This is a genomic window from Solwaraspora sp. WMMD937 (assembly GCF_029581175.1).
GTDB lineage: Bacteria > Actinomycetota > Actinomycetes > Mycobacteriales > Micromonosporaceae > Micromonospora_E.
This window is the reverse complement of sequence record NZ_CP120738.1, coordinates 1,371,620-1,383,775: the sequence shown is the minus strand read 5'-3', so window position 1 is coordinate 1,383,775 and position 12,156 is coordinate 1,371,620. Positions and strand designations below refer to the sequence as shown.

Below are 12,156 nucleotides of genomic sequence, written 5' to 3'. Positions count from 1 at the left end.
CGGTGCCGGCAACTGTGTGATTGGCCACGCGAACGAGCGTACCCTAGGGTCTGAAGTTGCGTCGATTCTTGCGTCGATAGCCGAGGAGGCCCGGTGAACGTCGATCTGCCCGCTGCCTACGCGAACTGCCGTGACCTGCACCGACGACACGGGCGCACCTACTATCTCGCGACCCGGCTGCTGCCGCAGTGGAAACGCCGGCATGTTCACGCTTTATACGGATTCACCCGGTACGCGGATGAGATCGTCGACCGCACCGACCAGCTGCCGCTTGCCGACCGGGCAGCCGCACTCGACCATTGGGGGCAACGGTTCCTCGCCGGGCTGCACGGTGCCCCGGTCGACGATCCGCTGCTGCCCGCCGTACTGCACACCATCGCGGTGTTCGACCTGGACAAGGCGGACTTCACCGCGTTCCTGCGCAGCATGGCGATGGACCTGACCCTCACCTCGTACCCGCGCTACACCGACCTGCTCGACTACATGGAGGGCTCGGCGGCGGTGATCGGCACCATGATGCTGCCGATCCTGGGCAGCACCGACCGGGCCGCCGCCCGGGAACCGGCCCGACAGCTCGGCTTCGCCTTCCAGCTCACCAACTTCATCCGCGACGTCGCCGAGGACCTGGACCGTGGCCGTACCTACCTGCCGGACGAGGACCTGACGCGGTTCGGGGTGGCCCGGGCAGACCTGGTCGACGCCGCCCGACGCCGCCAGGCGACCCCGCCGATCATCGAGCTGATCCGGTACGAGGTCGGCCGCGCCCGGGGCCACTACGCGGCGGCCGCCCCCGGCGTCACCCTGCTCGAACCCGCCTCGCAGGCCTGCATCCGCACCGCGTACGCGCTGTACGGCGGCATCCTCGACGAGATCGCCGCGCAGGGCTACGACGTGTTCCGTCGCCGGGCCACCGTTCCCAACCGTCGCCGGGCCGCTGTGGCGCTGCGGTCCCTGCTCACCCCGGCCGGCACCCCGGTCACCCTGCCCGGTCCGGTCGACGTCACCGCCCCGCCGACACCGACACCGACACCGACACAGTCGACACCGCCGCCGACCTCGCCCGCGCCCGCGCCAGCGCCAGCGCCAGCGCCCGAGCCTGAGCCGACCGTTCCCTCACCGACCGCACCGTAGCGCCGTGCGTACCGCTGTCGTGCTGTTCACCCGCGACCTGCGGGTGAACGACCAGCCGGCGCTGGCCACCGCCTGCGCCACCGCCGAACAGGTGGTGCCGCTGTTCGTCCTCGACCCACGGTTGGCCGGCCGGTCGGCCAATCGCGACCGGTTCCTGCGCCAGAGCCTCGCCGACCTGCGGGCGACCCTGCGTAGGCTCGGCGGCGACCTGCTGATCCGCCGCGGCGACCCGGTGGCCGAGACAGTTCGGCTGGCCCGTGAGGTCGACGCCGACGGCGTCGCCGTCTCCGCCGACGTCAGCCACTACGCCCGGGACCGGCAGCGGCGGCTGTCCGACGAATGCGAGCGGCACCGGATCGCGTTCCGCGCGTTTCCCGGGCTGACCGTCGTCGACCCGGGCGCGCTGACCCCGACCAACGGCGACCACTACAAGGTCTTCACGCCGTACTTCCGGGCCTGGGCCGGCGCCGACTGGCGCACCGCCTACGCCGCTCCGGAGCGGATCCGGCTACCCGGCGGTCCCGGCGTCGGACGGCTGCCAGCTGTGCCGGACGGAGAGTCGCCGCAGGCTGCAGCCGGGGGCGAGACCGCCGGGCGGCGCCGGCTGCGCGACTGGCTGGGCGACCTCGACCGGTACGGCGACAGCCGCCTCGACCGGTACGGCGACAGCCACGATGACCTGGCTGGCGACGCCACCTCGCGGCTCAGCCCCTACCTGCGGTTCGGCTGTCTGTCGCCGCTGGAGGTCGCCACCGCCGCCGGGGACCGCGCCGGTCCGTTCGTCCGGCAACTGTGCTGGCGGGACTTCCACTACCAGGTCGCGAACGCCTTCCCCGACCTGGCGACCACCGCGTACCGGCGCGGGGCCGCCGAGCAGTGGCGCTACGACGCCGACGCCCTCGACGCCTGGCAGACCGGGCACACCGGGGTGCCGATCGTCGACGCCGGCATGCGGCAGCTGCGGGCGCAAGGCTGGATGCACAACCGCGCCCGGCTGATCACCGCCGGGTACCTCACCAAGGAGCTCGGCCTGGACTGGCGGGACGGCCTCAGCTGGTTCGGCCGCTGGCTGCTCGACGGCGACCTGCCGAACAACTCCGGCAACTGGCAGTGGGTCGCCGGTACCGGCAACGACACCCGTCCGTACCGGGGTTTCAACCCGCTGCGCCAGGCGCACCGCTTCGACCCGGCCGGCGAGTACGTTCGGCGCTGGGTGCCGGAGCTGGCCAGCGTTGCCGGGGCGGCGGTGCATGAGCCGTGGCGGTTGCCGCTCGCCGTCCGCGCCGGCCTGGACTACCCGCCGCCGCTGTCGGACCGCTGAGTCGGCGTCCGGTCAGCGGGCCGCCCGGTCGGCGGGCCGCCGACGGTGGTGACATGCTGGCCGGATGAGTGAGCCGCAACAGGTGGACGTCGTCGTCGTCGGGTTGGGCGTGGCCGGTGAGGAGGTCGCCGGCCGGCTCAGCCAGGCCGGGCTGGACGTGGTCGGTGTGGAGCGCCGGTTGGTCGGCGGCGAGTGCCCGTACTGGGGCTGCGTACCGAGCAAGATGATGATCCGGGCGGCGAACGCGCTCGCTGAGGGCCGCCGGATCGACGGCCTGGCCGGCACCGCCGACATCCGTCCGGACTGGACGCCGGTGGCCCGACGGATCCGCGACGAGGCCACCGCCGACTGGTCGGACACGGCCGCCGTCGACCGGCTCACCGGCAAAGGGGTACGGGTGCTGCACGGTGCCGCCCGGCTCACCGGACCCGGGCGGGTCGACGTCGACGGGCAGGTGTTCAGCGCCCGCCGGGGCGTGGTGCTCGCCACCGGCACCGTGCCGGTGGTGCCGCCGATCGACGGACTGTCCGGCACGCCGTACTGGACCAACAAGGAAGCGATCGAGGTCACCGAGCTGCCTGAGTCGCTGGTCGTGCTCGGCGGCGGCGCGATCGGGCTGGAGCTGGCCCAGGTGTTCGCCCGGTTCGGCGTACGGGTGACCATCGTCGAGCCCAGTGAGCGGCTGCTGTCCCGGGAGGAGCCGGAGTCGTCGGCGCTGGCCGCCCGCGCCCTCGGTGACGACGGGATCCGGCTGCGGCTCGGCAGCCGCGCCGAGTGGGTCGAGCACCGCGACGACACCTTCGCCGTACACCTGTCGCAGGGCGGCCCGGAGAGCGGGCAGCGGCTGCTGGTCGCCACCGGTCGGCGCAGCGACCTCGGTGGACTCGGCCTCGACACCGTCGGACTGGACCCGGCGGCCCGGCACCTGCCGGTCGACGAGCGGATGCGGGTCGCCGACGAACGGATGCCGGTCACCGACGGGCTGTGGGCGGTCGGTGACGTCGCCGGCCACGGTGCCTTCACCCACCTGGCCATGTACCAGGCGGACGTGGCGGTGCGCGACATCCTCGACCAGGGCGGGCCGGCGGCCGAGTACCGGGCGGTCCCCCGGGTCACCTTCACCGACCCGGAGATCGGCGCGGTCGGCCTGACCGAACGCCAGGCCCGCGAGCAGGGCCTGAACGTCGCGGTGGCGGTGACCGACGTCGCCGAGTCGTCGCGTGGCTGGATCCACGGGCCGGGTAACGACGGCTTCATCAAGCTGGTCGCCGACGCCGACCGGGGATTGCTGGTCGGGGCGACCTCGGCGGGACCGACCGGCGGCGAGGTGCTCGGCGCGCTCGCCGTGGCGGTGCACGGTGAGGTGCCGTTGACCAGCCTGCGGCACATGATCTACGCGTACCCGACGGTGCACCGCGCCATCCAGTCCGCCGTACAGCAGCTCACCTGACCGGTAGCGGCCCGCCTCCATACTCGTTCTGGACGGACTCGGTCAGGCAAGCAATGATGTCCATCCATGAGACGCTTCCCGGACGGCTTCCTTTTCGGTGTCGCCACCTCCGGTCACCAGACCGAGGGTGACAACACCAGCAGCGACACCTGGTTCCTGGAGAACGTCGCGCCGACGGTCTTCGCCGAGCGGTCCGGCCGGGCCTGCAACAGCTGGCAGCTGTGGCGGACGGACCTCGACCTGGTGCAGGCGATGGGGCTGGGTGCCTTCCGGTTCTCCGTGGAGTGGGCCCGGGTCGAGCCAGAGGAGGGCAGCTTCTCCACCGAGACGTTGGACCACTACGCGGCGATCGTCGACAGCTGCTCGCGGCGGGGCCTGGCCGCGGTGGTGACGCTCAACCACATGACCTGCCCGCACTGGTTCGCCGTACGCGGCGGCTGGCTGGACCCGGCCGCTCCCGAGCTGTTCGCCCGCTACTGCGACCAGGTGATGCGCCACTTCGGTGACCGGATCACCATGGCCGTCACCCTCAACGAGCCGAACCTGCCGCAGTTGCTGTCCTGGGCGGACGTGCCGGAGTCGGCGCGGGAGTTGGAGCGGGCCACCCTGGAGGCGGCCGGCGCCGCGGCCGGGGTGCCCCGCTACCGGGTCAGCAACATCATGCTGCCGGAGGAGTTCGACGCGATGCGCGACGGCATGACGGCCGGTCATCTCGCCGCCCGTACGGCGATCAAGGCCAGCCGGCCCGACCTGCCGGTGGGGCTGTCCATCGCCATCGTCGACGACCGGGTGACCGGCGACGACGCCACGCTGCGCGACCGCAAGCGCGCCGAGCTGTACGACCGCTGGCTGCGGCTGGCCAGCGCCGACGACTTCATCGGCATCCAGAACTACGAGAGTGCCGTCTACGACGCGGACCGGATGTTGCCGCCGCCGCCCGGGGCCACCCTGCACCAACTGGGCTCGGCAATCGACCCGACGTCACTCGGCGGTGCCGTGCGGTACGCGTACCAGGTCAGCGGGGTGCCGGTCCTCGTGACCGAGCACGGTGTCGGTGTCGACGACGACGCCCTGCGGGCGGCCTTCATCGAGCCGTCGCTGGCCGGCCTGCTCGACGCGATCGACGACGGCGTCCCGGTGCTCGGCTACTGCCACTGGACGCTGCTGGACAACTTCGAGTGGGCAGCCGGCTACCGTTTCCACTTCGGCCTGCACATCGTCGACCGGGAGACGTTCGCGCGGACCCCGAAGCCGAGCACCGCCCGGTACGCCGCCGTCGCGACCAGCCGCGCCCTGCCCTGATCATCCCGCACCCTCCACTCATCATCCGGCGGTACCCCGCCGGTCAGCTCACCCGGTGCGGCGGCAGCCGGTAGCCGAGTTGCTGGCCGTAGGTCATCAGTGGACGCAGCGTCGGGACCAGGACGGTAGCCTCCGCCGACCAGTGGCGTCCCCGGTTTCCGTCGAGTCGACGGTGCCGGGCCGTCGTACGGCCGCGTTGGTGTTGTCCGTGCCGTTCGCGGCGCAGGTATTCGAGTCGCCTGGACGCCGTCGACCGGCCGGAGCGCCAGTCGAGCCAGCGCAGCCACCAGTCACGTACCATCTCGGTGATCATCTTTTCTCTCCTTGATCAATTGCTATGTCGACTGCCGTTTGGCCAGTCGGTAGAGTCCGTCGCGTTGCACGAATATCTCCCGCCGCTCGGCTGCGTACCCGCGTTCGTCTATGACGTAGCCGGTGAGCCAGACCCAGCCGTCGTAGGTCGGTTTCCGGTCCACCGAGATGACCCGAAATCGAATTCTCCGGTCGCCGGCGAACTGCATGCTCGCTTCCCGGCCGATCAACAGCACGTCCCCTGGTTTCGGCTCCGGCGTCCGCAGCAGCCGGCTACCCATCGGGCCTTCCATCGCCGCGTGGCCGTTGGACACCGTCGGCGCCCCGCTCCATCGGCCAGGTAGCGCGCCCGCAGCTGGGGCACCATCTGGATTTGACTTTGAACGACCACAGCCCGGCGCAGAAGCCGAGCAGCGCCGCCCCGACGAGCGCCCCCACCTCCACCGTCGCCCCCTCACTCGTCGAGTCAATCTCCCGTCGTGATCCACCCTGGACTCCTGCCCGAACATAGGGCAACATGAAAATCGCAGAGATAAAGATGAGCCCGAGTTATTGGAGGTTATAAACATGACTGAACTGCCTGTAGAGCTTCGACGGCTCCGGCTGTCCCAGCGCATGAACCAGACCCAGTTGGCCAAAGCGGCAGGCGTGTCGAAGTCGCTCATTGCCAGCTTCGAGACCGGTCGGCTGGTGCCCAAGGAGGACACCGCGAAGGATCTCGACAAGTTACTGAACTCCGGTGACCAGCTCCAGCAGCTGTCGAGAGAGGGCAGAGAGGACCGCCAACCTTGGCTGCGCTCCTGGGTCGACCACGAGCGACGCGCGGTGCTGCTGCGGGCCTGGGAGCCGACCCTGGTTCCTGGGCTGCTGCAGACCGAGGCGTACATGCGGCAGGTCTTCACGGGCGTGCCGTCCAACCGGGGCCGGCTCGAGGAGGTGATCGCGACCCGTCAGGAGCGGCAACGCGCGGTGCTGGACCGCGATCCCCCGGTGGACCTGGTGGTCCTGGTCGAGGAGACGGCGTTGCGTCGTGGTCCGCGCGAGGTGATGAAGGACCAGCTTGCCCACCTGGTCGACCTCGGGCACCGGCCAACCATCCGGATCCGTGCGGTCCCCGAGTCGGCCGGCCTCCACGCTGGCCTCAGCGGACCTCTGGCGCTGGCCACCATGAGCGACGGGAGGCGGGTCGGCTATCTGGACGATCTGCTGCGAGGACGCCTCGCCACCACCGCTGGTGACGTACTCGAACTGGAACTAATCTGGGAGGCAGTCAACGAGTTGGCGCTGTCCGCCGACCAGACCCGAGACCTGATGTTAAGGATGATCCAGTGATCAATGAACCAGCATGGCGGAAGTCGTCGCGGTCGAACGGTGCATCCGGCAACTGCGTCGAGGTGGCCGACAACCTGCCCGGCCGGGTGCTGGTCCGGGACACCAAGGACCGCGACGGCGGCACCCTGGCCTTCGGCCCGTCCGCCTGGCGCTCCTTCGTCGAGCTGGCCAAGCACCACCACTGACCAGCCGCGCCTACCCCTCCTCCGCCGACAACGTGTAGCAAGCGCCGGCCCTGGTCTCAGGGGATGGAGCCGTCCCGCACGCCCGCCGGACCGCCGGACCGCCGGACCGCCGGCGTAGCGTGACCGCAAATCGCGCATCTCGGTCCATCGAGTCTCGGTCCCGAGTCTCGGTGCGCCGTCGAGTGGAGGGCTCAGGCACATTATTCGCGCGAGTAACGTGCCTGAGCCCTCCACTCGAAGCAGCGTCGCCGATCGCGGGCGTCCGGATCTGAACCTGCCGCCACGCGCTGCTCCGGCGGTCGACGGTGGCGGGGCGGTACAGCGAGATCCGCTCACGCCGCGAACCGATCGTCCCAACGGGTGATGGCGGTGCCAGCTGCCGGCTCCGGACGCGCCGAGATCAGCACAGCTGATCATCCCAATGTTCGTACAGGTGCCCCGCTGGCAATCGTTTGCGCGACCCGACCACAGCCCACGCCGATGGTGCTGTCGTTTCTCGCTGCCGACCACCAAACCGCGATGCGCAACTCGGCGCGGCGTCTTCGCGTTGAGGTTAGGTAAGCCGGTTCATGGCAGCCCGGATCTTCAGCCATGACGGGTCGCTGTCTGATGCGTCGGTGACCGTTTGCAGATCGCTGGGCTGCCAGATCCGGCTTCCATCGGTGAGGTCAAGTTGGTTCATGTCGATGACCGAAGCCTCAGAGGTGCCGGCAAGGAACTCGGTTACTGCGGCGGTTGATGCCTCGGCTGGGCCGGCCCGTCCCCCCGACAGCACCAGAAGCGTGCCGTCGCGGCCGGCAACGATCAACTCGCCTGTAGCGGCAGCCGCCAGGGCCGTCACCATCGACCCGGGCAGCGCTTCATACTCGGCCGCCCGTTTCCCGTCGATCTCGAACTCGATGACGGCACCCTCCGGCGTACCGATCCAGAGAACACCCGGAGCTGGCCCGAACGCGACGTTGTGGCGCGACCAGGCGCGCATATTGTCCACCCGCTCCTGCGGGTACGGGTACCCCGGACTTGGGTCCCCGAGTGTCAGGCCGAGAACGCGACGCAGCGAAGGAAACTCGAACACCTCCAGCGATTCTTCGTAGGCGTTGCCCCGCACTACGAAATACCGCCCATCCGGGCTGAAGATAGGTGTCTCGTATCCGTCGCAGTCGAGGACCAACACCCGCCGCAATGGCCGCAGCACCGGCTCATCCCGAGAGAAGAGCACCAGCGTGGCACCCTGCTCGCTTTGTAGAGTGGCTAAGAGGCCACCGCCCGGATACGCCGCGACTCCGGTGTCCCAGCGCGGGCCGACTGCGGTTGCGCCGGAGGCGAGGTCGAGCGCGATGGAGGACTCCCAGCCGTTCTCTCCGCCGCTGGGCGACAACCAGAGCGTCTGACCGTCCGGACCGAATGCCACTTCCCGTTGGTACTCAGTCGACGGAACGCCATCGATTGTGGTGATGCCCAAAGGAGTCCAGCAGGCCGTACTGTTACCGTCCGCTACGATCAGCTGCGGCTCGTCCGGATGCCAGGCGGCGGAGGGTGTCCGCTTGCGCCGGGCATAGTCGGGGGCGTCGTAGACGGCCGAATCTGCACCGACACCGCCAACCTCACGCAACTGCCCGACCGTGTACTCCCAGATCCGGATCGCCGGGCGTTCGGTCTCCCAACCGGCTATCAACGGCAGCCTGGGATGGCAGAGCAACCGTTCGAGCGTTGGTACGGACCGCATCTGCGCCAAGATTTCCACCGGCGCATCGTACCGGTGAGAATCGCTCATGGACGGGCCACCGGGCCAGCGGATATGACCTTGAACTCGCCGATCTGCCGCTGCTGTCTGGATCTGCTGCGGACCGGGCGTTCAGGGGATCCGAGGGGGTCCAGCTACACCGTTACCGGGAACTGTGGTAGACGACGCCATCGAGTTCGTCGTCGGCGTAGGCGGCCGAGTTGGTGAGGTGTCCGTCGTACGGTCCCACCTTGGTCACTGTGGCACCGTCGCGGAACACGATCTGCAGGCCGTGCTCAGGTTCCCAGGCACACTCGCCCCCGATCGAGACATAGACGCGGCGATCGTCGTAGGGGTCGCGCACGACGATCGGCTCGTTGCCAAGCTGGACATGGGCCAGGACCTCGTCGGGGCCGCTGATCTCAACGTGCCACTCGTCGTCGCCGGCGGCCAGGAGGTCATCCGCGACATCGCGGTAGTAGGCGTAGATTGACGGCGCAGCCACCGCCAACGCCAATCGGTCGAGCGCGAGGAAGTTGCGAATCGCGGCGTGGAAGTCCTCCTGCGCCGGGTCGTCGTCGTAGCCGTCGACCCGGATGCGGCAAGGCCCACCGCCCAACACCGGCACCGGTATCGGCGCACTGCGATACCAGCCCGGCTCGGCGGTCTTCGTCACCGTACCGAGATGGGGAATCTGCACACCACCACCGTAGTCCTCGCGGTGAGGCAGCCTCTGATGAAGCATCCGCATCTGCCGCCGTCGGGCGTCACACCGAGTCGCAGGCGGCAATCGAGGCACGACCTTGCCGATGTAGTGGGCGGGGTGTCGAGTCGTCGCAGGACGACGACGGCCACCTCCGCGAACGGTTTGCGGACGTGCCCCTCCCGCGCCCCCTGGCATCCTCCCTTTGATGACCACGATACGCGCGCATCGGATCAGTCGAGCGTGATGCGAACAGCGTCGTGGGGTATCCAGGGGCTCGCGTCCGAAGTCCAGCCCTGGTCGTCCTGCTCCACGGCCTCGATGAACTCAGCCGGCGGTCGGTAGGAGTGGGCAGTGACGTAATGCCAGATGAGCGACGGTGCAGCGAACATCGCGCCTGGCCGTGATGGCACCCTGATCTCGGTGTGTCCCAACCAGACTCTGCCGCTCGGATGCTCCACGGAAACCATCGAGTCCCCCGGACGATTCGGGCAGAAGGGGCACCGGTGGAATCCGCGCACCGCGTTGATACGTGGAGCCACGATGATGTCGAGCAGCGTGTTCGCGAACCGGTCTGGCGTGGGTCCCACCTCGAACAGGTGCGAGGCATCGAGCCACCCGGTTGATCCGGTCGTATCCGGGCCGAAACTGTAGCCATTCCCGTTCCAGCTCGACGGTGTCGACCTCGCTATAGCTGTAGGTGGTCAAGTCGTCGAAGTAGGCCACCTGGCATTCGTACCAGATCGGCTGGTCGTTGCTCGCCTGCGAGCATCCGTTCCTGCCGGGGTCGTGCCCGACCGTCTATCGCGGTTGTGGACCGCGTACACGGCTGAGCAGGTGCTCGGTGTAGACCAGCGCCACGCTCAGGGCCACCGGCACAGCAAGGCTCCACGCCGCGTCAATGCATGGCAAGCCAAACTTGTCATTGACAAGATGCCCGCTCTGGACGATATCTTGTCATTGACAAGATATGGAGGTACGCGATGGCTCCCCTGATCGCCCTCATCGGCAGCTGGCTGGTCCTGCGCATGGCTGGACTGCTCGGCATCGACGCGCTCGACGGCTGGCAGCCGGCGCTGCGTGGCGGACTGGCCCTCATGTTTGTGCTGACCGGTGTGGCCCACTTCAGTGCGAAGCGGCGCGACTCGCTCATCGCGATGGTGCCACCTCGGCTGCCCCGGGCACCGCTGCTGGTCACCATCACCGGGGTTCTGGAGCTGGTCGGAGCCGTCGGCCTAGCGTTCCCGTCGACCGCCCCGGTCGCGGCGATCTGTCTCGCGCTCCTCCTCCTGGCGATGTTCCCAGCCAACGTGTCGGGGGCGCGGCGTCAGCTGAAGATTGCCGATCGGCCGGTCACGCCCCTGGTTCCGCGCACGCTACTGCAGGTGCTCTTCGTCGCCTCCTGCGTCGCCGCCGCACTCTGACCAGCGGATGGCCACTTTCGACGGGCTGCATGTCTGCTTGATCAGCGGGCGCGGCCCGGACACGACTCGCTACGCTGGCCTGGTGACCGCGGCCGATGAGATCGCCAGTAGCCGGTACGTCAGCCTGACCACCTACCGCAAGGACGGCGCCCCGGTGGCCACACCGGTCTGGCACGTACCGCACGGTGGCGAACTCTGGATCGTGACCGAAGCGGGCTCGGGCAAGGTCAAGCGGATCCGGAACAACCCGCACGTTCGGGTGCAGCCGTGTTCCTTACACGGGGCGGTGGCACCGGACGCGCCGAGTGTGACGGGAACGGCCCGGCTGCTGGACGGCGACGGGACGGCGCGGGCCCGCAAGCTACTGGCCCGCCGGTACTTCATGGCACGGGCAGGGAACTGGTTCGCTCGCCTGCTCCGGGTACGCCGCCCCCCAATGGTCGGCATCATCGTGTCGTTCTGATCGACCCGACTTTCCGACCCGTGACCAAGCCTAGCCAGCTGCGGAGCTGTCGCCGCCCGTGCAGGCCAGCCAACCGGAGGCCGTCACGATCCCTGGTTGGACCTCCCATGCCGGCCGACGCCACACATGCCGAGAAGCGCGCACCTCGGTCCGTCGAGTCTCGGTCCGCCGTCGAGTGGAGGGCTCAGGCACGTTATTCGCGCGAATAACGTGCCTGAGCCCTCCACTCGAAGCAGCGTCGCCGATCGCGGCGTCCGGATCTGAACCTGCCGCCACGCGCCGCTTCGGTGGTTGCAGGTGTCGGGGCGGTACAGCGAGATCCGCTCATGCCGCCGAGCGGGCGCTACGTACGTAGACACAGGCCTACGGTTGCTGGTTGACGATTCGGCGCACCGCAGCTGCGGCGATACCTCTGTCAGGTGGTAGCTTCCGGCGGTATGACGCGGGCGATCGGACGCAGTTTATCCATATGCCCCGAGGTCGACCGGATGCTCACCGCTCATGTCCAGCGCACGTCCGGGGCCACGATGTCCGCGACCGTCAACGCCGCACTGGCCGACTACCTGGAGGCTTCGGCGCTGAAGGCGTACCGGCGATGGGACGCCGAAGCCGACGAGGGTGAGCGGGCAGCCCTGGATGAGTTTGCCGCCCACCATGACGAGTCCTGCTCCCCTGGATGAGGTGGGGAGCACAACTCTCGCGGCATTGACAACCGCTGTCCGCAGCTACTTCGACGCGACGGACCGCGTTCCGTAGAGCTCCAACTTGGCCCGGCATGTGCAAGACCGTCGAGGTTTGGTGGTGGGTCAG

12 protein-coding genes and 1 pseudogene are annotated in these 12,156 nt (G+C 69.1%); 9 read left to right on the top strand and 4 right to left on the bottom strand.

The annotated features are described in order from the left end of the window. Positions 1–93: 93 nt before the first annotated feature. The 4 genes and pseudogenes from O7621_RS06105 to O7621_RS06090 form a co-directional block, all read left to right on the top strand. Positions 94–993, top strand: a pseudogene (locus O7621_RS06105) (phytoene/squalene synthase family protein); the annotation flags it as partial. A gap of 142 nt (positions 994–1,135) precedes the next feature. Next, positions 1,136–2,452: a deoxyribodipyrimidine photo-lyase gene (locus O7621_RS06100; RefSeq protein WP_282233125.1), complete on the top strand. Its 1,317-nt coding sequence runs from the start codon at positions 1,136–1,138 to the stop codon at positions 2,450–2,452. A 64-nt stretch (positions 2,453–2,516) separates the two neighbouring features. Next, the gene (locus tag O7621_RS06095) at positions 2,517–3,902 is read left to right on the top strand and encodes an NAD(P)/FAD-dependent oxidoreductase (protein ID WP_282233124.1); all 1,386 of its coding nucleotides are present in this window, start codon (positions 2,517–2,519) and stop codon (positions 3,900–3,902) included. Positions 3,903–3,968: 66 nt separating this feature from the next. After that, positions 3,969–5,204: a family 1 glycosylhydrolase gene (locus O7621_RS06090; RefSeq protein ID WP_282233123.1), complete on the top strand. Its 1,236-nt coding sequence runs from the start codon at positions 3,969–3,971 to the stop codon at positions 5,202–5,204. 43 nt (positions 5,205–5,247) lie between these two features. Here O7621_RS06090 and O7621_RS06085 read toward each other — a convergent pair whose 3' ends face one another. Both O7621_RS06085 and O7621_RS06080 read right to left on the bottom strand, forming a co-directional pair. Next, positions 5,248–5,517, bottom strand: coding sequence for a hypothetical protein (locus O7621_RS06085; protein ID WP_282233122.1), 270 nt, complete (start codon positions 5,515–5,517; stop codon positions 5,248–5,250). Between the two features lie 22 nt (positions 5,518–5,539). Then, positions 5,540–5,830: a hypothetical protein gene (locus O7621_RS06080; protein WP_282233121.1), complete on the bottom strand. Its 291-nt coding sequence runs from the start codon at positions 5,828–5,830 to the stop codon at positions 5,540–5,542. A 253-nt stretch (positions 5,831–6,083) separates the two neighbouring features. Here O7621_RS06080 and O7621_RS06075 point away from each other — a divergent pair, with 253 nt between their 5' ends. Further along, positions 6,084–6,848, top strand: coding sequence for a helix-turn-helix transcriptional regulator (locus O7621_RS06075; protein WP_282233120.1), 765 nt, complete (start codon positions 6,084–6,086; stop codon positions 6,846–6,848). Continuing rightward, positions 6,848–7,033, top strand: a complete 186-nt coding sequence (locus O7621_RS06070; RefSeq protein WP_278174709.1) for a DUF397 domain-containing protein — start codon at positions 6,848–6,850, stop codon at positions 7,031–7,033. The genes O7621_RS06075 and O7621_RS06070 overlap by 1 nt, the downstream gene beginning before the upstream one ends. A 553-nt stretch (positions 7,034–7,586) precedes the next feature. On the opposite strand, the gene O7621_RS06065 is transcribed toward O7621_RS06070, so the two are convergent. Both O7621_RS06065 and O7621_RS06060 read right to left on the bottom strand, forming a co-directional pair. Continuing rightward, positions 7,587–8,777: a hypothetical protein gene (locus O7621_RS06065; RefSeq protein ID WP_282233119.1), complete on the bottom strand. Its 1,191-nt coding sequence runs from the start codon at positions 8,775–8,777 to the stop codon at positions 7,587–7,589. Between the two features lie 142 nt (positions 8,778–8,919). Further along, positions 8,920–9,432, bottom strand: a complete 513-nt coding sequence (locus tag O7621_RS06060; protein ID WP_282233118.1) for a hypothetical protein — start codon at positions 9,430–9,432, stop codon at positions 8,920–8,922. Between the two features lie 1,010 nt (positions 9,433–10,442). On the opposite strand from O7621_RS06060, the gene O7621_RS06055 reads away from it, so the two are divergent. From O7621_RS06055 to O7621_RS06045, 3 genes are all read left to right on the top strand, one after another. After that, positions 10,443–10,883 (top strand): DoxX family protein, encoded by a 441-nt coding sequence (locus O7621_RS06055; protein ID WP_282233117.1) that lies wholly within the window; start codon positions 10,443–10,445, stop codon positions 10,881–10,883. A gap of 82 nt (positions 10,884–10,965) precedes the next feature. Then, positions 10,966–11,346 (top strand): PPOX class F420-dependent oxidoreductase, encoded by a 381-nt coding sequence (locus O7621_RS06050; RefSeq protein WP_282233116.1) that lies wholly within the window; start codon positions 10,966–10,968, stop codon positions 11,344–11,346. A gap of 488 nt (positions 11,347–11,834) precedes the next feature. Further along, on the top strand, positions 11,835–12,026 hold the full coding sequence (locus tag O7621_RS06045; RefSeq protein WP_282233115.1) for a hypothetical protein: 192 nt from the start codon (positions 11,835–11,837) through the stop codon (positions 12,024–12,026). Positions 12,027–12,156 lie beyond the last annotated feature (130 nt).